This is a genomic window from Pseudarthrobacter sp. NamE2 (assembly GCF_005796205.1).
Taxonomy (GTDB): domain Bacteria; phylum Actinomycetota; class Actinomycetes; order Actinomycetales; family Micrococcaceae; genus Arthrobacter.
Genome location: NZ_VAHN01000021.1, coordinates 13,677 through 34,398, shown reverse-complemented (window position 1 = coordinate 34,398; position 20,722 = coordinate 13,677). Strand labels below are relative to the sequence as shown.

The window sequence follows — 20,722 nt, the reverse complement described above, 5'->3', positions numbered from 1 at the left end:
AACGGGCTGTCAGCTCACGGGCTGCGAGGAGGAGTAGTGCTGCTCCCGCCAGGAGTCCCAGGAAGAGCGGATGGCATCCAGCTTCGCGGCGCCCAGGTCATAGGTGGAGGCGATGATGAAGGACCCGTCACCCTCCGCCCGGACGTCCTTGATGGCGGGATGGTCGGCCACCACCAGGAGCCCTTCGCCGTGCTCCGCATAGCTGCGTACCGTGACCCCCACCTGGTGGCTGGTGCGGTACCAGACCTTCCCGCTGATCTCCTCGCCGGTGCCCAGGGTCAGTTCGTAGGGCTCACCCGGCGCTGGCAGGCCGGCCAGCCCGAGCTTCTCGATCGCGGAGCCCTGCCCTTCCGTCAGGTGCAGGAAAAGGGTGTGGCGCCTGCCGTGCGGGTGGCGTTCAAGCGCGAAGCGCAGCTGCTGCAGGAACGTGAGCCAGCCCTGGGTGATGTCCTCATCCCAGGCAGCCCACTCCGAATCGTGGTCCACGGCGCCGCGGGTCACGCTGACCTGCGTGCCGCCCGGAACCGGATGCAGTTCGAACGTGTCGCCGCCGTGGACGGTCAGGCTGGTGTGGTCCGAGGACTCCTCCACGTCGGCCGAAAAGTAGATCTCCTTGATCTCGGCGTCCAGGTCCTCGGCCTGCCAGCCGTGCCATTCGGCCACCTTGGACGGTTCGCGCAGCATGGTCCAGACCTGCGGCGCATCGGCGTTGATCAGTACGCTGAGGTTGTTCGTCATAGCCCCGAATGTACAACTCCGGCCCGGCCCCGGGTAGGGGGAATTTCCCTATGAACGGACGGCCTCGAGCTCGTTGGTGATCCGGCGCTCGAGTTCGGTCATGCCGATGGTCTCCGAGCCTCCGTGGGCGCGCAGGAACAGCAGGGATTCGAGGCGCAGCAGCCGCCATTCCCGCTCGGCGTCGTGGTTGGAGTTGTCGATGGACCGGAAGATTTCCTTGTCGTACAGGTTGGGCTCGTTGAGCGACCGCTGCCGGACCTTGGCCGCCATCCGCGCCTTGAAGGGGTCCGTTTCCTGGTTTTCCGGGGTCCGGATCAGTTTCTCGTACACAGCGGCGCGTTCGTTCTGGCCGTCCTGCCGGCAGATGTAGCTGGCGAGGGCCAGCGATGCCTCCACCGATGCCCAGCGCCCGGGATTGCCGTCGTAGGGAAGGACAGTCAGGAGGTCGGCCACAGCCAGCGCATGGTCCGCATCCTTGAGCGTGATAAAAAGCTCGTGCGCAAGGTCAGTGAGGTCTTTCAGGCAGCTGCCGGACTTGAAGTTGACGCCCTTGGACAGCCGGTCCGTCAGCAGCAGGACGCCCACAGCATCGGGGTGGACAGCGGCGGCGGCTTCCACCACGGACTCGGGGGTGCCGTCCGGCGCCGGGATCAGGGCGAGTTCCTCCTCGCTGGGCCCGTACGCTGCCGGCGGGACAGGCGGCAGGGGAGGCACGACGACGGCGGCGGGCGCAGGTGCGGAGGGAGCCTCTGCACCGGGCTGCTCCTGCCCTTCATCCGTTGCGCGCACGGCTTCACTCGCCTGCGCGGGCTGAAGCGGCGGTGCGGCCGCGAGCGGAAGGCGGGTGGCGGCGTCGGGCGTTCCGCCCACAACCGTTACTGAGGTGCCCACGGCAATCCGCAAGGTTCCGCCTCCGGACAAGCTGGCGAGCACCAGGGCGGGCGCACCGAAATCGTCCTGTTCCACCTCCACCTGGTGGATCTCCGCCGTCCGCTCGCCGTCAGGCAGCAGGATGACGCTGCCGGTGGACAGGGTTCCAGCCTGCTGTTCACGATGGTGCCGGGCGGCTGGTGTTTCGGTCATGGGAGTCCTTACGTTCTCTTGCGGTCCGCCCTACAGTCTACAAAGGCGGGCTGACAAAACCGGGGACCCCCAGGTTCCCGGAGCGGTCTCAGGATCCTACGCCGGCGAAGGCCAGGGCCTGGCGGATCAGGCTGCCGCGGCCACCGGAAAACTCCATCTGGACGCCGGGGCTGAGGACTTCTTCGGGGGTCATCCACGTCAGCTCCAGCGCGTCCTGGCGCGGCTCGCATTCGCCGGTGACCGGGATGACGTAGGCCAGTGACACGGCGTGTTGGCGCTCATCGGTGAAACCGGTCTGGGACGGTGCCGGAAAGTATTCGGCCACGGTGAAGGGAACCGGGCTGATGGGGAGCTGGGGGAACGCCAGCGGCCCCAGGTCCTTTTCCATGTGGCGGAGCAGGGCGGCGCGGATGGTTTCACGGTAGATGACGCGGCCGGACACGAGCGACCGGACCATGGTCCCGTCCGCGTCGGCCTGCAGCAGTGTGCCCACCTCGTTCACGTACCCCAGGGGATCCAGCCTGACCGGGACGGCCTCCACGTACACCATGGGCAGCCGCCCGCGGGCCTCAAAGAGGTCTTCTTCTGAAAGCCAGCCGGGATTCGGGTCAGGGGTGCGCACGTTCATGGTTAAGTTCTACCCCATGGGAAGGTGCCGGGAGATCCAGACCGTAGCAGGCACCGGGGGCGCGTCGTCCCCGGTCGCGTCGGGGTTGGCGACGTGAAGCGTGCTGCCGAATGCCTCCTCGGTAAGGCTGACCTGGAACCCCGCCGAGGTGAGCCGGTCACGCAGCGGTTCCAGGGCGCCGTCGTACTCGAAGCCCAGTCCGGACCGCGACGGCCCGGCGGCCGGCCGCACCAGCAGGATGCCGCCGTTCTTGGCCGTGAAATCCGCCGTCTCGTCGTTGTCCGGCACCGGCCTCGGCCGCGCGCCGATGTGGCGGAGCGTGCGGGCGGCGGCGTCAGCGTCCTCCGTAAACCAGACCCCGACGACCGCCAGCGCCGGGTCCGCTCCGCCGCCCTCCGTGCCTGCCGCGGCTTTGTCAGCCAGGAAGCTGAACCCGTCCGGAGCGGTAATCCGGCAGGCATCGCCGTGATCCACGGTGACCAGTTCCGCGGGCGTGGTCCCGTCTTCCTGCGCGGCGAGGTTGGTGCGGCGGGCGAACTCGGCCAGGTCGCCAACCTCAACGGCCAGGGCCGTGGTCCCGTCCTCGGCCGCTCCGCCGGCTACCTCATGGACTGCCAGCCGTCCGGCCCCGGCATCATAGACGCGGAAGCCGCCGTCGCCCTCGGTCAGGACCAGGCCCAACGCGGTGAGCAGCCGCTCCCAGGACTCAATATTGGACGTGAAGTGCAGGGGACGGACGCGGAGCATGGCACTGACCTTCATCTCGGCAACGGGACGTAAGGCCATGATGCCACGGGCGGAACCGAAGGGCGGCGGAACTTGTGCCCTACGGCTGCAGGGGCAGAATGGGCCACATGGCCGTGGAACTTGAGGAACTGCTGGTGCCTGACGCTGCCGCCTGGCGGTCCTGGCTGGAAGCCAACCACAAGACGAGTCCGGGAGTATGGCTGGTCCTGCACAAGAAGGGCGGCAAGGTGACCGAACTGGACTACGCGGCCGCGCTGGATGAGGCGCTGTGCTTCGGCTGGATCGACGGCCAGGCCAGGCGCAGGGATGACCAAAGCTCCTACCAGCGCATGACGCCGCGCGGTCCCCGCAGTGCCTGGTCGGCCAGGAACGTCACGTATATCGCTCGGCTGGAGGAAGCCGGAAAGATGACCGACGCCGGGCGTGCAGCCGTGGAGGCCGCGAAAGCTGACGGGCGGTGGGACAAAGCCTATGCCGGGCAGGCGACGGCGGAGGTTCCGGCGGACCTTGCCGCAGCGATCGCCGCGGTTCCCGCGGCCCAGGCGATGTTTGACGTCCTCACCAGGACCAACCGGTTCGCCCTGATCTACCGGACAAACTCCGTCAAGCAGGCGGCCACCCGCGAGCGCAAGATCGCGCAGTTCGTGCAGATGCTGGCCCGCGGCGAGGCGCCCTACCCGCAGAAAAGGCGTCCGGACGCCGCACCATAGCCGGCTTCAACCGGCCCGCGCAGTTTTTGTCCAGATATGCAGGCCTCCCGGCGGTGGAAGCCTGCATATCTGGACAAAAACTCCCCCGCTCCAAGGGATAGTTGCCGCCATAGTTGGGCTCACGCGCAGCGGGCCGGTAGAATTGCTGGTTCATTTGCGCTGGTGCCGTTCCCCATCCCGGGGGACGGCACTTGTGTTTCAGCGACGGAATTGAAGCCATGCCCCGAAATCCTCCCGGAACCTTACTTCCTGCCCTTCAACGCTTCGCCCGCCGGAACCGCCTCCTCCTCTGGACGGTGGCCGCCGTTGTTGTGCTGGTTTTGGCCGTGTCCCTGGTCCTGGCCGGAGATGTGCGGCCCGGTCCCGCCGGGGCTGCCGGACGTGCCCTGGAAAGTGTGGCCGCCGCCCAAGCGGCGGCGAAGGATCGGAGCGGCGGGTACGCTTCCCTCTGGGTCAAGGGCAACGACTCCACGCTGACCGAGCGCGGCGGCAGCATCCGGGCGGAAGGCACCGAGGACGTACGCAGCATCGAATGCGGCACCGGCTGGCTGGCCGGCACCCGGGTGGAGGGGACGGTCTTCCTCCGCAGCAGCGTGGACGGGAGCGTGGAAAAGGACGCGGCCGCCGTCGAACTTCCGGACTGCATCAGCGCCGAAGCGCGCGACGCTCTGCTCGCCGACCTTGGCGTGGAAAAGGCCTGGCCCGCGCCGGATGCGGCCAGCCTGGCGGCGCCCGCGGAGGACCCCGGCTTCCGCCCGGCCTACCACCTCACCCCGGACCAGCGCTGGATGAATGATCCTCAGCGGCCGTTCTTCCTGGACGGGCTGTGGCACTACTACTACCTCTACAACGTGGACTACCCCGAGGGAAACGGTACGGAGTGGTACCACGCCACCAGCACCGACCTGGTGCACTGGAACAACGAGGGTGTGGCCATCGAGAAGTTCCGCAACGGCCTTGGCGATATCGAGACCGGGTCCGCAGTGGTGGACACCGAAGGGACTGCCGGGTTCGGCAAGGGCGCCGTGATCGCCGTCCTCACCCAGCAGCACGAGGGCGTCCAGCGGCAGTCCCTGTTCTACTCCACGGACAACGGCTACACCTTCCAGAACTATGACCGGAACCCCGTGATGGAGAACCCCGGGGCCGAGCACTGGCGCGACCCGCGGATCGTGCGCGACGTCGCCAATAACCAGTGGCTGATGCTGCTCGCGGAGGGCCACAAAATCGGCTTCTACACTTCGAAGGACCTCAAACAGTGGACGTACGTGTCCGCATTCGAGCGTGACGGGCTGGGCATCCTGGAATGCCCGGACATCTTCCAGATGGACGTTGACGGCGACCCTGCCAAGCGGACCTGGGTGCTGGCTGCCAGTGCCAACGGCGCGGAGGAGGGCCGGACCACGGGGCTGGCGTACTGGACGGGAACCTTCGACGGCAAGGGCTTCACGGCGGACGGCGACCACCAGTGGCTCGACGGCGGCCCGGACTTCTATGCCGCCGTCACCTGGGATGACCCGCGGCTGACGGACGGGCAGCGGAAGGCCACCCGGCACGCGATCGGCTGGATGAACAACTGGGCCTACGCCCGGGAGCTGCTTACCGGCAACTGGTTCGGAGCGGCTTCGGTGGTGCGGGACCTCCGGCTGACGTCCGACGACGGCCGGCCGGCTTTGGTGTCCGCGCCCACGCCGGCGCTGCAGTCGCTGGAGGGTTCGCCGGCGGCGGTGCCCGCCGGGGTGCTGGGTGATGGAGGAAGCCTGACCGACGACGGCGCGCTGGCTGTTCCGGACAGCGGTGCGTTCAAGGTGGACCTGGAATTCGAGCGGCCGGAATCCGGTGCCGGCGAGGGGCGTCTGCTCCTGCAGGGCGGCGGCAGGACTTACGCCACTGTGGGCTACGACTTCCGCGCGGGCAAGGCCTTTGTGGTCCGGGACGGCGACGCCGTTGCGAATGCGGGCAGGGGCGAAGACATCGATCCGTTGTACCGTGACGCCCGCTCAGTGGAAGGGCCGAAGGGCGGCGGCACCGTCCGCCTTACCGCTTATATCGACAGGTCTTCCGTGGAGGTGTTCGTCGATGGCGCCAGCGAAAGCCTGACCTCGCTGGTGTTTCCGCACGGGGGGAAGAAGGAAGCCCGTCTGGTCGCCGGCGGCGGGGAAGTGAAGATTAAGGGCGGCACGGTGACGCCGCTCGCGGGGATCCGCTAAGCAGGTCCGGTTGAAACCCGCCTGCCCCCCGTCCAGCCATACCCTTACCGGTTGATGGCGGCCGCTGCCTCCAGTGTCATCCACGCCTGCAGCTGGGTGGAGAGTTCGACGACGGCACCCGCCGGATACGTCACAACAGCCGGTTGCGCGGCATGGATGGAGAAAATGCTCCTGTCCCGGTGCTGTTGGGCGGCTTCGCCGCTGGCCAGGCTGCGCCGTCCATCCCAGAGCGCCTGCGCCGTATCCGTGACCAGGCGGGCGGCGGTATCGCGGGTTGCTTGCGGAAGCCTTGCATCCCGCGCCGCGAGCGCCAGGTATCGGCACAGGATTCCGGTGAACAGGCCGCCGTCGCCCGTACCGTCGCAGCGGAGGACCTGCGTGCGGTCTGAAGTTCCGCCGTCGGACGTGCCGGCAACCCGGGCGGGCACCGTCAGCAGCCGGTCCACTCCCGCCACCACCTCCGCCACCCGCGTGAGGTTGGCGTCCCCGCCCAACTCAAGCAGGGCTCCCAGCACGGGGCCCTGGTTGTAGGTGTAGACCGCCCGGTCAATGGTGACGTTGCCCGCAGCGTCCCACCGGGCACCATCGAGGTAGAGCTGCTGCGCCGGATCGAAAAGCGTGCGGTCCAGCCAGTCGATGAGGGACTGTGCTTTGGCGCGCTGTCCCGTGCGGGCGTAGAAGAGGGCAACCGGTGCGGTGGCTGGGGTGTTCTTGAAGTCCCGCTTCTTGCTCCAGAACACCCCGCCGCCCATGTGGCCGGTGCTGGCCGCATCGAACTGCAGCGTCAGGGACCTGAAGAGGGCAGCGTTTTGGCGGCGGCCCGGTTGCCCCGTTACTTCCGCCAGTTCGTCAAGCCGGAGTGCGGCGAGCGCCAGCCAGGCCATGTCGTCGTAATAGTTGTTGACGTACGTGTTCGCATTCCGCAGCCGGATCCCCGTCAGCAGCCGGGATGCCAGCCGCCCGGCGCCCGGGCGGGCGGGCCCGCTGGAGCGGGTTGCCGGTGCCGTACCTGCTCCACGTTCACGTTCGCCCGTGTCCACCAGGCAGTCGACGTAGTGGGCCTGCCACCAGTAGTGCCAGGGGAACTGCAGGGCTGCGCGGGCACTGAGCCACCGCAGTGCCGCCCGCCACCCCGGCAGGGACAGTACCTGTTCCCGGGTGACAACGGCCAAATGGGTACCCGGAAGGAACAACAGCTTCCGGCCAAAGAGCGTAGTTACGGACCGTGCGGCGTGGTTGGCGCGGCCCTGCCAGAGGTCGGCCATTGATCGGCTGGAGCTCATGGAACCACCTTAACCGGGGCCTCTTCCGCATCCGGGGAGCAGGGATGGTGCGGAGCGTGCGCATTTCAGTTAACATTCACTAACTGATACCCCGCTGCTGCCAGTGCGGTGAGGCGCCACATCAAGGAGGATGGATGGACATCACAGGCAGCGTCGCGCTCATCACCGGAGGTGCGTCCGGCCTGGGGGCCGCCACCGCCCGCGCGCTGTTCGGCGCCGGCGCCAACGTTGTGGTTTTGGATCTCCCTTCATCCAACGGGGCGGCGTTCGCGGACGAACTCAACAGCCAGGCGGACGGAAAAACCGCCGTCTTTGCCCCCGCTGACGTGACAAGCGAGACTGGCGTGCAGGCCGCCGTCGACGCCGCCGCCAGCCTGGGACCCTTGCGGGTTGTGGTGAACTGCGCCGGAATTGCCACGCCCGGAAAGGTGCTGGGCCGTGAAGGGGTCCTGCCGCTGGAGGCATTCAACCGGGTTGTGCAGGTCAACCTTGTCGGCACCTTCAACGTGCTCCGGCTGGCCGCCGCGGCGATGGTGGCCACGGAACCGGTCGCCACGGAAACCGGCGGTCCCGAGCGGGGCGTCATTATCAACACAGCTTCCGTGGCGGCCTTCGAAGGCCAGATCGGCCAGCCGGCATATGCGGCGTCGAAGGGTGCGGTAGCGGCCATGACCCTGCCCGTCGCCAGGGAACTGGCGCGCTCGCTGATCCGGGTGGTCACCATCGCCCCGGGGATCTTCGAAACCCCCATGATGGCCGGCCTGCCGCAGGAGGCGCAGGACTCGCTGGGCGCGCAGGTCCCGCACCCTTCCCGGCTGGGCAAGCCGGAGGAATATGCCAAGCTGGTGGCGCACATCGTGGACAACGCGATGCTGAACGGTGAGACCATCCGCCTGGACGGCGCCATCCGGATGGGGCCGAAATGAGCCCCGCCGGCAACGCCGTGGATTTGCCCGCTGCGGACTTTTACTCCTACGAATCCCTGCTGACACAGCCGGAACGGGACAAGCTGGCCGAGCTCAGGGCTTTCCTGGCCGCCGAAATCACGCCATGTGCAGGGGAGTGGTGGAACAATGCCGAGTTCCCGGTCCACATCCTGCCCAAACTCGCGGCCCTCGAGTTGGATGCACCCGCCCGGCGCGGATACAGCAACCTGTTCGCGGGTTTGATGATCGCGGAGATGACCCGCGCGGACACCTCCATAGCAACGTTTTTCCTGGTCCACCACGGCCTTTTCGTTGAGGCGCTCCACACTTTTGGCAGCCCGGAACAGCAGCAGCGGCTGCTGGCGGATGCCTCGGATTTCCGCATCACCGGTGCCTTCGCCCTGACCGAACCGGAACACGGCTCCGACGTGGCAGGCGGGATGGAAACCCGGGCACGCAGGATCTCCTCGGCAACGGGAAGGCCCGACGACGGCGGGGACGCCTGGGTGCTTAACGGCGCCAAACGCTGGATCGGCAACGGGACGTTCTGCGACTACATGCTGTTGTGGGCCCGGGACGAGGCGGACGGCGCGGTCCGCGGCTTCATAGTGGACGCCAATCTTCCCGGCATTCGCCGCACCCGGATTGAAAACAAGACAGCACTCCGGACGGTGCAGAACGCGGACATCGTGTTCGAGGACGTGCAGGTAGCGGAGGCGGACCGGTTCGCCCCGATCAGCAGTTTCAATGACACCAGGGAACTGCTGCGGGGTTCACGGATCAGCGTGGCGTGGCAGACTGTTGGGCAACAGCTTGCGGCCTTCGACGTCGCCCGGCAGTACGCCGTCGAACGCCGGCAGTTTGGCCGGCCGATTGCGCAGTTCCAGCTCATCCAGCAGCAACTGGTGACCATGTTGGGCAATGCCGTGGCAAGCATGGGAATGATGGCTGGACTTGCCCGGCTGCAGGACCAAGGCAAGGCCGACATGCCGCAGGTGGCGCTCGCCAAGTCCTATCTAAGCGCACGGATGCGGGAAACTGTGGCGCTGGGCCGGTCCATCCTGGGCGGAAACGGCATCCTGACCGACTACCGGATGGGACGCATCTTCTCGGATGCCGAGGCGATCTATACCTACGAGGGATCGTATGAGATCAACAGCCTGATTGTCGGCCGGGCAGTCACCGGGCTGTCAGCCTTCGGCGGTTGAACGCCTTTTGCAACATCGGAAGTGGTGCGCACGGTTGAATAGGTGCTGTGGACATCTTTGCAGGGGTTGGCAGTGACTGGCTCAAGGCGTTGACATGGATCGCGGCGCTGGTGTGCGGGGCTGCTGTCCTGCTCTGGCGCCGCCGGCGCCCGGACCTCGCAGCGCTCGCCGCCGTCGTCGTATTTATGGCAGCCAGCGTCGGGGCGGGCATCTACGTCCTCAACCATCTGGGGGACGGGCGGTGGGGCGGCGACCGGGAGGCACGGCTCAATCCGCCGTCGCTCTCGGAAACACCGATGGTGGGGCAATTCCTGGGCCCGCTGGACGGGGCCCTGAACGGAATGGCCGACGGCGTGAACGAGTTTGTGGACTTTCGCGCCGCGCTTCCCGTGGCGCTGGAATTTTTCACCGCGGCAGGGTGGGCGCTGGTTGTCCTGGTGCCGCTGGGCCTGTTTTCGGCAACCGTCGGCGCAGCAAGGGCGCGGCGGCGTGACGCCGAGGCCGCTGCCGCGGTAGCCGAGGTGGCGCAGTTGCGGGCCGAGCTCGAGCGGGTCAAGCGTCACATAGGTTACCCGGCGGATGACATTATCTGAGACGAATTCCCCCGTGGCGCCGCCGTGCGGGTACCATCTTTAGTCAGTAACGTGGCTCACAGTATCCAGCGCAGTGTACGAGCCAAGTCCGAAACCCTCGAAAGATTGCTTCCATGGCTCACACTGCAATGCATCCCGAAACTGACCTTGCCGCCGAACTGAGGGCAGACGTCCGGCGGGTGTCCACCCTGCTCGGCGAGTCCCTGGTCCGGCAGCACGGGCCGGAACTCCTGGACCTGGTGGAGCAGGTCCGCCTCCTCACCAAGGAATCCAAGGAGGCTGCCCGCGGCGGTGCCGACGCTACCGGCCCCTGGAGCGCGCACGACGTCGTTGCCCAGGTCCGCGAGCTCCTCGGCTCCCTGCCCATTGAGCAGGCCACCGACCTGGTCCGCGCCTTTGCGTTCTACTTCCACCTGGCCAACGCGGCGGAGCAGGTGCACCGGGTCCGCGGACTGCGGACCCGCGCGGAGAAGGACGGCTGGCTCGCCAAGACCGTCGCCGAAATCGCCGGCCAGGCCGGCCCTGCCGTCCTGCAGGAAGTTGTCAACGGCCTGGACGTCCGCCCCATCTTCACCGCCCACCCCACCGAGGCCTCCCGCCGCTCGGTGCTGGACAAGATCCGCAAGCTCTCCGACGTCCTGGCCCAGCCCACCGCCGAGGGCACCACCGCCCGGCGCCGGCAGGACCGCCAGCTGGCGGAAATCATCGACCAGATGTGGCAGACGGACGAACTGCGCCAGGTCCGGCCCACCCCCGTCGATGAAGCCCGCAACGCCATCTACTACCTGGGCGGCATCCTCACCGACGCCATGCCCGAAATGCTGACCGAGCTGTCCGAGCTCCTGGACGAGCATGGCGTCAGCCTCGCCTCCAAGGACGCCCCCATCCGGTTCGGCTCCTGGATCGGCGGCGACCGCGACGGCAACCCCAACGTCACCGCCGCCGTCACCCGCGAAATCCTGCAGATCCAGAACCAGAACGCCATCCGCATCAGCATCGGCATGATCGATGAGCTGATCTCCATCCTGTCCAATTCCACTGCGCTCGCAGGGGCGGACAAGAAACTCCTGGAGTCGATAGACGCGGACCTGAAGAACCTTCCCGGCTTGGACAAGCGGGTCCTTGAGCTCAACGCCCAGGAGCCGTACCGGCTGAAGCTCACCTGCATCAAAGCGAAGCTCATCAACACGGGCAAGCGGGTGGCGGCCAACTCCAACCACGAGCACGGCCGCGACTACAGCGGAACGGACGAGCTGCTGGCGGACCTTGAGCTGCTGGAGCTCTCGCTGCGAAACCACTCCGCCTCCCTGGCAGCCGACGGTGCCCTGGCCCGGGTCCGCCGCGCCATCGCCTCGTTCGGCCTGCACCTGGCCACGCTGGACATCCGCGAACACGCCGACCACCACCACGACGCCGTCGGCCAGCTGATGGACCGGCTCGGCGGCCCGGGCGTGCGTTACGCCGAGCTTTCCCGCGAGCAGCGCTTCGAGGTGCTGGGCTCGGAGCTTGCCTCCCGCCGCCCGCTTTCCGGCCACCCGATCAAGCTCGACGGCGCCGCGGACGGTACGTACGACGTCTTCCGCGAGATCCGGCGCGCCCTGCGCATGTACGGGCCGGACGTCATCGAGACCTACATCATCTCAATGACCCGCGGCGCGGACGACGTCCTGGCCGCGGCCGTCATCGCCCGGGAAGCCGGACTGGTGAACCTCTTCGGCGAAAAACCCTACGCCAAACTCGGCTTCGCGCCGCTGCTGGAGACCGTGGAGGAGTTGCGCGCCTCGGCCGAGATCGTCGACCAGCTGCTCTCCGACCCGTCCTACCGCGAACTGGTGCGGCTGCGCGGCGACATCCAGGAAGTGATGCTGGGCTACTCGGACTCCAACAAGGAATCCGGCGTGCTCACCAGCCAGTGGGAAATCCACAAGACCCAGCGGAAGCTGCGCGACGTGGCGGCCAAGCACGGTGTGCGCGTGCGCCTCTTCCACGGCCGCGGCGGTTCCGTGGGCCGCGGCGGCGGGCCCACCTATGACGCCATCCTGGCCCAGCCCAACGGCGTCCTGGAAGGCGAGATCAAGTTCACCGAGCAGGGTGAGGTCATTTCGGACAAGTACTCGCTGCCGGAGCTGGCCCGCGAAAACCTCGAGCTCTCCCTGGCCGCCGTCCTGCAGGGTTCGGCGCTGCACCGCGACCCGCGCACCTCCGACGACCAGCGCGAACGCTATGCGCAGGTCATGGAGGTCATCTCCGACGCCGCGTTCGAACGCTACCGGAACCTCGTGGACCACCCGGACCTGCCCGCCTACTTCATGGCGTCCACCCCGGTGGAGCAGCTGGGCTCCCTGAACATCGGCTCCCGCCCGTCCAAGCGCCCCGATTCCGGCGCCGGGCTCGGCGGCCTACGCGCCATCCCGTGGGTGTTCGGCTGGACCCAGTCCCGGCAGATCGTGCCCGGATGGTTCGGCGTGGGGTCCGGGCTGAAGGCCGCCCGTGAAGCCGGCAACGGTGCTCAGCTCGCGGAGATGATGGAGCACTGGCACTTCTTCCGCTCGGTGCTGTCCAACGTGGAGATGACCCTGGCGAAGACGGACCTGGATATCGCCGGGTATTACGTGGACACCCTGGTGCCCAAGGAACTGCACCACCTCTTCCGGACCATCCGCGAGGAATACGAGCTCACCGTCGCCGAGGTGCAGAACCTCACCGGCGAGCACGTCCTCCTCGACGCGCAGCCCACCCTCAAGCGTTCGCTGGAGGTCCGCGACCAGTACCTGGACCCGATCAGCTACCTGCAGGTGGAACTGCTGCGCCGGATCCGCACCGAAAGCGGAACCATCAGCGGCGGCGAGATCGACGAGCGGCTGCAGCGGGCCATGCTCATCACCGTCAACGGCGTGGCCGCCGGCCTCCGCAACACCGGCTAAGACGCTCTCTCACTTTTCGCAGGCATCCGTCAAACGCTCTCTCACCTGGTGAAAGAGCGTTTGGGGTTTCTTGCAGGCAGTGAACGAGCGTTTGGATAGGGTGGAGGGCATGCCTTCGTTCCAGACCCGCCTCAAGATCACCGGGCTGCGGCCGGGGAATGCTCCCGAGTCCGTGATGGACACTGCCGTCGAGGTCCTTGGGACACGCCACCATGTTGAGTCGCACCAGCTGCAGATTTCAGGCGGGGTGCCGCAGCTGAACCTGCGCTTCCTCGTGGAGGCGACTGAGGACAGCGGTGAGGACCAGCAGGCGCGGGAATCGGCAGCCATGATGCGCGACGCCGTCGAACGCGTTGCGCTCACCGGCACGTTGAGCGTGCTCCGCCGCAGCCGCGGCAAGTGGCTGCCCGTCTAGCCTCCTCAGCCCAGCGGGCCCGGTTCCTCCACGGGGGAGCGGTTGCCGCGGCGGCGGGTGACAATGATCCCGACGACGGCGCCCACCACCAGCCCCAGCGCCACCCCGATCAGCGAGCTGGCCCAGAACGGCAGCTTGGTGGCCGAGCCGGTGACATAGCCCAGACCCACCAGCCAGCAGGCCCACAGCACGGCGCCGAGTCCGGCGCAAAGGCTGAAGCCGCGGACGGAAACGTTTGCGATGCCGGCTGCCGCTGATGTGGCCAGTCGGCCGCCGGGGATGAACCGGAGGCCAATGATGCCGCCATACGTTGATGACCGTCCAAGTTTGGCGAGCGCATCATGGATGCCCTGGTGGACCCGGCGGCCCCACCGCCAGCGGTCCAGGATGTGGCTGAGCCGGCGCCGGAAGAGCTGGAACACCACCATGTCGCCTATCCACGAGGCGAGGGCGGACAGTCCGGCCACCAGGAAGACGTTCGCGCGCCCGTCCGCGGAGAGTGCCCCGCCGGTGATGACCACCATCTCGGACGGAACGGGCGGAAAAATGGCATCACCGAGGACTATGGGGATGATCCAGAAGTAGATCGCGGCCCCCCAGCTGTCAGCGCTGCCGAAGTCCATGGGCACAAATTACCGCACTTTCACGTCTGCGAAGCCGGGGATTTCCGTCAAGATTCCCGCCTGCTGCGGGAGGTCACCGCGGATGGAAGGCGGACACCAGCTCCGTCAGCTGGTGGGAAGGCTGGACGCCGAGCTCTGCGTCCAGCCGGCTGGCGAACATTGAATAGGCGCGCACGGCTGCTGCCCGGTTCCCTGCCGCCAGGTGCGCCTGGACGAGAAGGAGATGCGCCGATTCCCGCAGCGGCTCGATGCTGACCGCAGACAGCGCCGCTATCACCGCCCGCCCCGGCTCGTTCCCGGCGAGATACTGCCTGGCCATGAGCTCCAGCGCGCCGAGCCGCAGTTGCCGCAACCGCTCCTGTTCGAATATCACCCAGTCGTCGTACCACCCGGGCAGCAGCTCGGCGCGGCTCAGGTGGTCCAGGTACGTCTCCGGGATCTGGATGCCCGGCTGTTCGCGCAGCATTGCCACGTGCCGCTGCAGCGCCCTCACATCCACGCTGACCGACTCATCCAACTCAAGGACGTCGGCCGTGGAATGGAGCAGGTGCGGGAAAGAGTGCGATATGCACCAGACACTTGTGCGAAGGTTCCCGGCTGCCTGCGTCTCACTGCTTCGGGGCCACAGCAGGCCGGACAGGAAACTGCGGCGACGGCACCCAAGGAGTCCGACGCATGCGATTAACCGCTGCTCCCGGCAGGCCACTGCCATCGTTGTGTTGCCCCGTTGCAACCGCCAAGCCCCCAACAGGCTCAAGTGCCATTCCTGTGCCAGTGCCACAGTCATGCCATTCCCCTTCAAACGGCGAACACTTGACCCCCAGACACCCATCGTGACACTTGGTCAGGTCATGTCAAGACACTTTACAAACATAGGGGGGAGGGGGCGTCCCCCAACGCGCCCCCCTCGCCAAGATATCTCAGGCGCTGGTGCCGCCACTTGCCTGTAGCTGGTCAAGCCAGCGCCGTACGGCCGAGAGGATTTGCTCGGCGTCGCCGGCAGCCTCCACTGTTTCCCTGTCATTGCCCGGATGGCTGGAAATAAGGCGGGCGCGGATTGCGTGGCCCTGCGCAGGCTCGGTCCACGCGCGGATTACCATCGTGCCTTCGTTGTCCGCCATACGCGGCCGCCTGCTTTCCTGGTGAGTTCAGAAGAATTGTCCTCGGACACGTTACTGCCCGGTATTACCCATCCTAAACGCACAAATCAGGCGGTAAACGGGCGGCCGGAAAAGCGCCATTGCATAAACAACGCAAAAATAACGCTCCGGTGATGAAACTGCCACGGGGTTCCGCGTTGACTGTTGGCGAGACATCGGGAGGGGGTGATTGAAATGACGGAACTCACCATCCAGGACCTGGACGGCCAGCAGGCTGAATTGCTGCCTTCGCGGGAGACCCTTTACCTGGACGCGAGCCTCGACTGGGCAGGCGTGATGGCGCACAACACGTCCCTGGCTGTAAATGCAGGCGCGTTGTTCTCAAACGCATACAGCGCTGCAGTGCAGGACATCAAGGTAGTCCAGCACTAGTCGGCTAACAGTTCTGGTAATTAGTCCCGGGTAATAACCGGGGGAAAGGGGTAAGGTGCCATGGCGGCATCAACCGCGTTATTGCCCGCGGAACTCGACGCCGAAGTTATGGAACTGCTGCCCGCAAGGGAAACGCTGTGCTACGACGTCAATGTCGCTCCCGTGATCGCTATAAACCTTTCGTTTGCCATCAATGCGGGCTCGATCGGTTCCGTCGCGAACTCGGCTGCGGTCCAGGAACTGCTGGTAATGCAACAATAAGCCGGCATGCATGCCGGAACCGGTGGGCGCGCTCCAATGCCGGAGTGTGCCCACCGAACCTATTCACCCGATGTATCGGCAGGGAACGTGACAACAGCACCGGATGCCGCCTACGACCAGCGTTGGTCGCTTGTCCCAGGACTTGCGTTCCTTGGCCCCGTGCAGGGTTCCGGCCTCAAGGACCGCAGCTACCTGCTACGGCGCGGTGACGGCCAGGTAGTGCAGCTCTCGGAGCTGCTGCACATGGTGCTGCTATCTGTCTCTGCTGAAAAGCGGCTGCAGGAGACGGCACGGGAGGTCAGTGACGCCTACGGCCGCGAGCTGAACGTCGCCGGGCTCTGCCACCTGTTGGACAAAAGGCTGGGACCGATGGGCCTGGTCCAGGTGGCGGCGGCCTCTGCAGATGCCCCTGCACCACCCACTGCGAATCCGCTGCTGGCGCTGCGGCTGCGGGGAACACTCCTGCCCGAAAAAACAGTCAACGTGCTGGCCCGGATCCTTGCGCCGCTGTATTGGCCGCCGGTTGTGGTGGCCGTCCTGGCGGCACTGGCAGCCCTCGATGTTGTGTTGGTCATCCAGGCTGACCTGATGGCATCACTGCAGCAGGTACTCCTCACCCCGGCGTTGCTCCTTGGCATCTTTGCCCTGCTGACAGCCGGGGCCGTATTCCACGAAGTGGGACATGCCACTGCGTGCCACTACGGCGGAGCGCGGCCGGGAGTGATCGGCGTCGGAGTCTATCTGGTTTTTCCCGCCTTCTTCACCAACGTGACCGACTCCTACAGGCTGAACCGGGCGGGCAGGATCCGCACGGACCTTGGCGGACTTTACTTCAATTGCCTGTGTCTGCTTGTGTTCGGTGTCGCCTACCTGGCATCAGGCCAAGGCTTCTTCCTGCTGGTGGCCGCCCTAATGCACATTTCCATGCTCCAGCAACTGGTGCCAACCCTCCGGTTCGACGGTTACTTCGTGCTTGCCGACATCGCCGGAGTGCCGGACCTCTTCAACCGGATCCGCCCGGTCCTGCTCAGCTTCCTGCCAGGCCGTCCGATGGATCCACGCGTCAAGGAACTACGGCCCTTTGCCCGCCGGATCGTCACCGCTTGGGTTGTTACAGTGGTTCCTCTCCTGGTCCTGGCACTCGGCTGGCTGCTGCTGACCCTGCCCGTTTTCCTGGAACAGACGGCCCGTGCGATCCGGCAGCACGCCGGGACTGCCGCGGGGGCCATTGGGGCAGGCGACCCGGCATCAGCCGCCCTCTCGGTCCTGTCCATCCTCCTGCTATCCCTTCCGGTGCTGGGCGTGGCCATCCTGCTGTACCGGCTGCTCATGACCGTCCTCACTTTGTTTCGACGCGTGGGGTACCGCGTCTGGAGCATGTTGCCGGGCCGCCGGGACGAGGGTCAGCAGATCGTCCGGCAAGGTCATCCAAGCCAGAAAGGAACTACGGCCATGGCCATCGATGTCCCGTCCGCTGGAGCGCGCGACGCCGTCCCCACCCTCCAGGACTTCCTCACCGAAAGGCCCGCGCCGCCGTCGGTCCTTGCCGAGGAAGGCTGGCAGGGTGCCTTGCGCAAATTGACCGGCAGCTCCATCAACCCTGCCCCCGGCCGCCGGGAGCGCGCGCATCTGCGCACAATCGAGGACGTGCAGCGCCGGCTGGACGGGCCCCGCACGGTGGTGGTGGTCAATCCCAAGGGCGGAGCCCACAAGACCACAGCCACCCTGCTTCTCGCCGCCACGATGGGTATCCAGCGCGGGGGCTACACGCTGGCGTGGGACAACAATGAAACCCGGGGAACCCTCGGTTGGCGCGCACCCATGGCCGGGCACTCCCGGACGGCCGTTGACCTGCTCCAGGAGGTGGACCGGTTCGAGGATCCGGTCCTGGGACGGATCGGGGACCTGGACAAGTACGTGCGCTACCAGGGCTCCACGCAGTTCGACGTGCTGGCCTCGGACGAGGACGCCGCCGGGGCCGCAACGATCGGCAGCCGCGAGTTCGACCGGCTTCATTCGGCGCTGCGTCGCTTCTACCGGATCATCATGGTGGACACGGGCAACAACATGCGGTCCTCCAACTGGGAGGCTGCCGTGGCCGCTGCGGACGAACTGGTGATTGTCTCCACCCTTCGCGAAGACACGGTGGCCAGTGCGGTATGGCTCATCGACGGGCTGCGCGAGCGCGGATACCAAGAGAAAGTCGGCAACGCCGTCACCCTCCTCGCCGCCCCGTCCCCGCAGATCGACCAGGATCTGCTTCGGAGGGCCCGCAGCCACTTTTCAGGCCTGACCCGGGAAGTCCTGGGCGTTCCGTACGACCGCTCCCTGGTGTCCGGCGCCCGGCTGAACTACCAGGCGCTGCAGCCGGCAACCCGCGAGGCCTGGCTGCACGCAGCTGCAGCGGTAGTGCGGGGCCTCTAAGTCACACCGGTCAGGGCGGACTGGCCCTTTGCGGCCTCACTCAGCTCCAGCGCACTGCGGTACTCCACCGGCTTCCCGGAGACGGGATCCACAAACCGGATGCCGCGGGCCAGGAGTTGCAAGGGTTTCAAGTAGTCATCCGGCGCCTTGTCCAGCAACTCCGGATAGAAGGCGTCGTTGACGATGCCCAGGCCCAGCGACGCCATGTGCACGCGCAGCTGGTGAGTCTTTCCGGTGTGCGGTTCCAGCCGGTAGCGCGCAAGGCGGGCAGGACCACCGGAAGCCGCACCCGCGGTGCCGGGTGCACCTGCCGCAGGCCCGCCGTCGAACGTTTCCAGGCGCTCGATTCGGGTCTCGGCATTCGGCTCGCCCCCAACCACCTCGGCAAGGAGGTAGCTCCGGGACTTGGTCATGCGGTTGCGCACCACCACGGGAAACTCGACGGCGGAATGCCCGGGAGCGGGCTCCGCGGCGGACACGCACTCGTACTCCTTCTGCACCTGCCGCTTCTCGAAGAGCACCTGGTACCTGCCGCGGGTCTCCGGGTTGGTGGAGAACAGCAGCACGCCGGCGGTCATGCGGTCCAGCCGGTGCATAGGAATGAGGTCGGGCAGGTCCAGCTGGTTCCGGAGCCGCACCAGGGCCGATTCCTGGATGTAGGTGCCGCCCGGGGTGGTGGGCAGGAAGTGCGGCTTGTCCACCACCAGCAGGTGCTCGTCCTGGTGCAGTATCCCGATCTCCACCGGAATACGCGTCTCCGGCGGCAGCGTCCGGTAATACCAGATGAAGGTGTGGTCCTGCAGGGGAGTGTCGCGGTGCAGCGGGACGCCGCCCTCGCCCACGATTTCGCCGGCGTCGAACCTGTCCTCGATGCCCTGCGGGTCGATGTGGCCCCAGCGGTGAATCATGTAATCCATCGCGGTGTCCCACGGCCCCTCGTCCGGCAGGCGCAGGCGGGTGGCATTAACGCCGTCGCGGACAGGAAGGGGGGATTGCATCACTGGCCTATTCTACTTTGCGGGCTACTTCAACCCTTCTCCTTCCGACGAGAAAAAAGTTCTTGACAAAAAAAGTTGTCGGTCTCGATACTTGAAGCATGCAAGACATTGCAGTGATTGAGGACCCGGCCGCGGCGGAAGCGTCGCTGGATCCGATCCGCGTCAGGATTCTCCGCGAGCTGGCCGAGCCCGCATCGGCCACCCAGCTCGCGGGGAAGGTAGGGCTCCCCCGCCAGAAGGTCAACTACCACCTCAAGGCACTGGAGCGGCACGGGCTGGTGGAGCTGGTGGAGGAGCGCCGTAAGGGCAACGTGACAGAGCGCGTCCTGCAGGCCATCGCCGCGTCCTACCTCATTTCTCCCGCAGCGCTGGCATCGGTGTCCCCGGATCCGCGCCGCTTCGCCGACAGGTTTTCCGCCTTCTGGCTGCTCGCGCTCGCCGGCCGGATGGTGCAGGAGATGGGAAAGCTGATCACGGGCGCCGCCGCGGCCCGGCAGAAACTGGCCACCTTCGCCATCGACGGGGACATCACGTTCCGCACGGCGGCCGACCGTGCCGCCTTCGCCGAAGAACTCGGCGTGGCGGTCACACGGCTGGTAGACAAATACCACGACGGCGCGTCCTCCTCAGGCGGAAGGCGGCACCGGCTGGTGGTGGCACTGCACCCCGCACTCAAGACAACCAACCAAACACCCACAAGCAAGGAGCAGGACAATGGCTGACAACCGCAACTTCGAGATCGTCTACGACACCGAACTTCCCGGCACACCGGAGCGGGTGTGGGAGGCTGTTACCACCGGCACGCCGGCCTGGATGTTCCCTACGGACGAGTGGCCGGACGTGAAGACGGTCAACGAATACCCCTCGCACCTGGTCTCCCGTATCGAGGGCCCTGACGGCTGGTTCAACCAGCTGGAGCACGTCCTGGAACCGCTTGAAGGCGGGCGGGCCCGGCTGCACTACGTCCACAGCGGCATCTTTGCCGAGAACTGGGACCAGCAGTACGACGGCGCCAGCCGCCACACCGAGTTCTACCTGCACACGCTGGGGCAGTACCTCCAGCACTTCGACGGCAAGCCCGTGGTTTTCACCGACATCCAGGGTCCGGCCGCGTCCCAGGTCCCGGACGGGTTCGTCCAGCTCCGCAAGGCGCTGGGTGTTGACTCCGCGGCGCAGGGCTCCCGGGTGGACGTGGAGCTCGACGGCGTGGGCCGGCTTACGGGCGAGGTGGACTTCTCCAACGAGCACTTCCTGGGCCTGCGGACAGCCGACGCCATGTACCGCTTTTTCGGCCGCAACGCCTGGGGTGCGCCGGTGGGGATGACCGTCCATGATTTCAGCGGCGCCGGTGGCTCCGAAACCACCGCCAAGGCCTGGGGTGGCTTCCTGGAGCGCGTGTACGAGTAGCGAGTGCAGCCG

Annotated in this window: 21 protein-coding genes; 12 read left to right on the top strand and 9 right to left on the bottom strand. The window is 66.7% G+C overall.

Going from position 1 to position 20,722, the window contains the following annotated elements:
- Positions 1-9 precede the first annotated feature (9 nt).
- The 4 genes from FDW83_RS17945 to FDW83_RS17930 form a co-directional block, all read right to left on the bottom strand.
- A complete protein-coding gene (locus FDW83_RS17945) occupies positions 10-738 on the bottom strand; it encodes an SRPBCC domain-containing protein (RefSeq protein ID WP_138139435.1) in 729 nt (242 codons plus the stop codon).
- A gap of 48 nt (positions 739-786) precedes the next feature.
- Positions 787-1,821, bottom strand: coding sequence for a DUF6707 family protein (locus FDW83_RS17940; RefSeq protein ID WP_138139434.1), 1,035 nt, complete (start codon positions 1,819-1,821; stop codon positions 787-789).
- Between the two features lie 88 nt (positions 1,822-1,909).
- Positions 1,910-2,449 carry an NUDIX hydrolase family protein gene (locus tag FDW83_RS17935; protein WP_138139433.1) on the bottom strand — a complete coding sequence of 180 codons (540 nt, stop codon included), beginning with the start codon at positions 2,447-2,449 and terminating at the stop codon, positions 1,910-1,912.
- A 9-nt stretch (positions 2,450-2,458) separates the two neighbouring features.
- A complete protein-coding gene (locus FDW83_RS17930) occupies positions 2,459-3,196 on the bottom strand; it encodes a VOC family protein (protein ID WP_138139447.1) in 738 nt (245 codons plus the stop codon).
- A gap of 107 nt (positions 3,197-3,303) precedes the next feature.
- Here FDW83_RS17930 and FDW83_RS17925 point away from each other — a divergent pair, with 107 nt between their 5' ends.
- Both FDW83_RS17925 and FDW83_RS17920 read left to right on the top strand, forming a co-directional pair.
- Positions 3,304-3,906, top strand: coding sequence for a YdeI family protein (locus FDW83_RS17925; protein ID WP_138139432.1), 603 nt, complete (start codon positions 3,304-3,306; stop codon positions 3,904-3,906).
- 218 nt (positions 3,907-4,124) lie between these two features.
- Positions 4,125-6,116, top strand: a complete 1,992-nt coding sequence (locus FDW83_RS17920; protein ID WP_138139431.1) for a glycoside hydrolase family 32 protein — start codon at positions 4,125-4,127, stop codon at positions 6,114-6,116.
- Positions 6,117-6,160: 44 nt separating this feature from the next.
- On the opposite strand, the gene FDW83_RS17915 is transcribed toward FDW83_RS17920, so the two are convergent.
- Complete coding sequence (locus FDW83_RS17915) at positions 6,161-7,399, bottom strand: glycoside hydrolase family 76 protein (protein ID WP_138139430.1); 1,239 nt, start codon at positions 7,397-7,399, stop codon at positions 6,161-6,163.
- 134 nt (positions 7,400-7,533) lie between these two features.
- Here FDW83_RS17915 and FDW83_RS17910 point away from each other — a divergent pair, with 134 nt between their 5' ends.
- From FDW83_RS17910 to FDW83_RS17890, 5 genes are all read left to right on the top strand, one after another.
- On the top strand, positions 7,534-8,325 hold the full coding sequence (locus tag FDW83_RS17910; RefSeq protein WP_138139429.1) for an SDR family NAD(P)-dependent oxidoreductase: 792 nt from the start codon (positions 7,534-7,536) through the stop codon (positions 8,323-8,325).
- Positions 8,322-9,533 (top strand): acyl-CoA dehydrogenase family protein, encoded by a 1,212-nt coding sequence (locus FDW83_RS17905; protein WP_138139428.1) that lies wholly within the window; start codon positions 8,322-8,324, stop codon positions 9,531-9,533. The genes FDW83_RS17910 and FDW83_RS17905 overlap by 4 nt, the downstream gene beginning before the upstream one ends.
- Before the next feature lie 47 nt (positions 9,534-9,580).
- A complete protein-coding gene (locus FDW83_RS17900) occupies positions 9,581-10,126 on the top strand; it encodes a hypothetical protein (RefSeq protein ID WP_138139427.1) in 546 nt (181 codons plus the stop codon).
- 113 nt (positions 10,127-10,239) lie between these two features.
- A complete protein-coding gene (gene ppc, locus FDW83_RS17895) occupies positions 10,240-13,050 on the top strand; it encodes a phosphoenolpyruvate carboxylase (RefSeq protein WP_138139426.1) in 2,811 nt (936 codons plus the stop codon).
- Between the two features lie 109 nt (positions 13,051-13,159).
- Positions 13,160-13,465, top strand: coding sequence for a hypothetical protein (locus FDW83_RS17890; protein WP_138139425.1), 306 nt, complete (start codon positions 13,160-13,162; stop codon positions 13,463-13,465).
- A 5-nt stretch (positions 13,466-13,470) separates the two neighbouring features.
- On the opposite strand, the gene FDW83_RS17885 is transcribed toward FDW83_RS17890, so the two are convergent.
- The 3 genes from FDW83_RS17885 to FDW83_RS17875 form a co-directional block, all read right to left on the bottom strand.
- On the bottom strand, positions 13,471-14,088 hold the full coding sequence (locus FDW83_RS17885) for a DedA family protein (RefSeq protein ID WP_138139424.1): 618 nt from the start codon (positions 14,086-14,088) through the stop codon (positions 13,471-13,473).
- Positions 14,089-14,161: 73 nt separating this feature from the next.
- A complete protein-coding gene (locus FDW83_RS17880; RefSeq protein WP_171027613.1) occupies positions 14,162-14,875 on the bottom strand; it encodes a bacterial transcriptional activator domain-containing protein in 714 nt (237 codons plus the stop codon).
- A gap of 133 nt (positions 14,876-15,008) precedes the next feature.
- Positions 15,009-15,209 (bottom strand): hypothetical protein, encoded by a 201-nt coding sequence (locus FDW83_RS17875; RefSeq protein WP_138139422.1) that lies wholly within the window; start codon positions 15,207-15,209, stop codon positions 15,009-15,011.
- Positions 15,210-15,422: 213 nt separating this feature from the next.
- Between FDW83_RS17875 and FDW83_RS17870 the strand changes: the two genes are divergently transcribed.
- From FDW83_RS17870 to FDW83_RS17860, 3 genes are all read left to right on the top strand, one after another.
- Positions 15,423-15,620 (top strand): hypothetical protein, encoded by a 198-nt coding sequence (locus FDW83_RS17870; protein ID WP_138139421.1) that lies wholly within the window; start codon positions 15,423-15,425, stop codon positions 15,618-15,620.
- A 60-nt stretch (positions 15,621-15,680) separates the two neighbouring features.
- A complete protein-coding gene (locus tag FDW83_RS17865; protein ID WP_138139420.1) occupies positions 15,681-15,881 on the top strand; it encodes a hypothetical protein in 201 nt (66 codons plus the stop codon).
- An 87-nt stretch (positions 15,882-15,968) separates the two neighbouring features.
- Entirely contained in the window at positions 15,969-18,305 is a 2,337-nt protein-coding gene (locus FDW83_RS17860) for a hypothetical protein (protein ID WP_138139419.1), read from the top strand.
- Here the strand turns inward: FDW83_RS17860 and FDW83_RS17855 are convergent.
- Positions 18,302-19,303: an RluA family pseudouridine synthase gene (locus tag FDW83_RS17855; protein ID WP_138139446.1), complete on the bottom strand. Its 1,002-nt coding sequence runs from the start codon at positions 19,301-19,303 to the stop codon at positions 18,302-18,304. The two genes, FDW83_RS17860 and FDW83_RS17855, sit on opposite strands and share 4 nt — an antisense overlap.
- A gap of 98 nt (positions 19,304-19,401) precedes the next feature.
- Here FDW83_RS17855 and FDW83_RS17850 point away from each other — a divergent pair, with 98 nt between their 5' ends.
- Positions 19,402-20,025: a helix-turn-helix domain-containing protein gene (locus FDW83_RS17850; protein ID WP_138139418.1), complete on the top strand. Its 624-nt coding sequence runs from the start codon at positions 19,402-19,404 to the stop codon at positions 20,023-20,025.
- Complete coding sequence (locus FDW83_RS17845) at positions 20,018-20,710, top strand: SRPBCC domain-containing protein (RefSeq protein WP_138139417.1); 693 nt, start codon at positions 20,018-20,020, stop codon at positions 20,708-20,710. The genes FDW83_RS17850 and FDW83_RS17845 overlap by 8 nt, the downstream gene beginning before the upstream one ends.
- Positions 20,711-20,722: the final 12 nt, after the last annotated feature.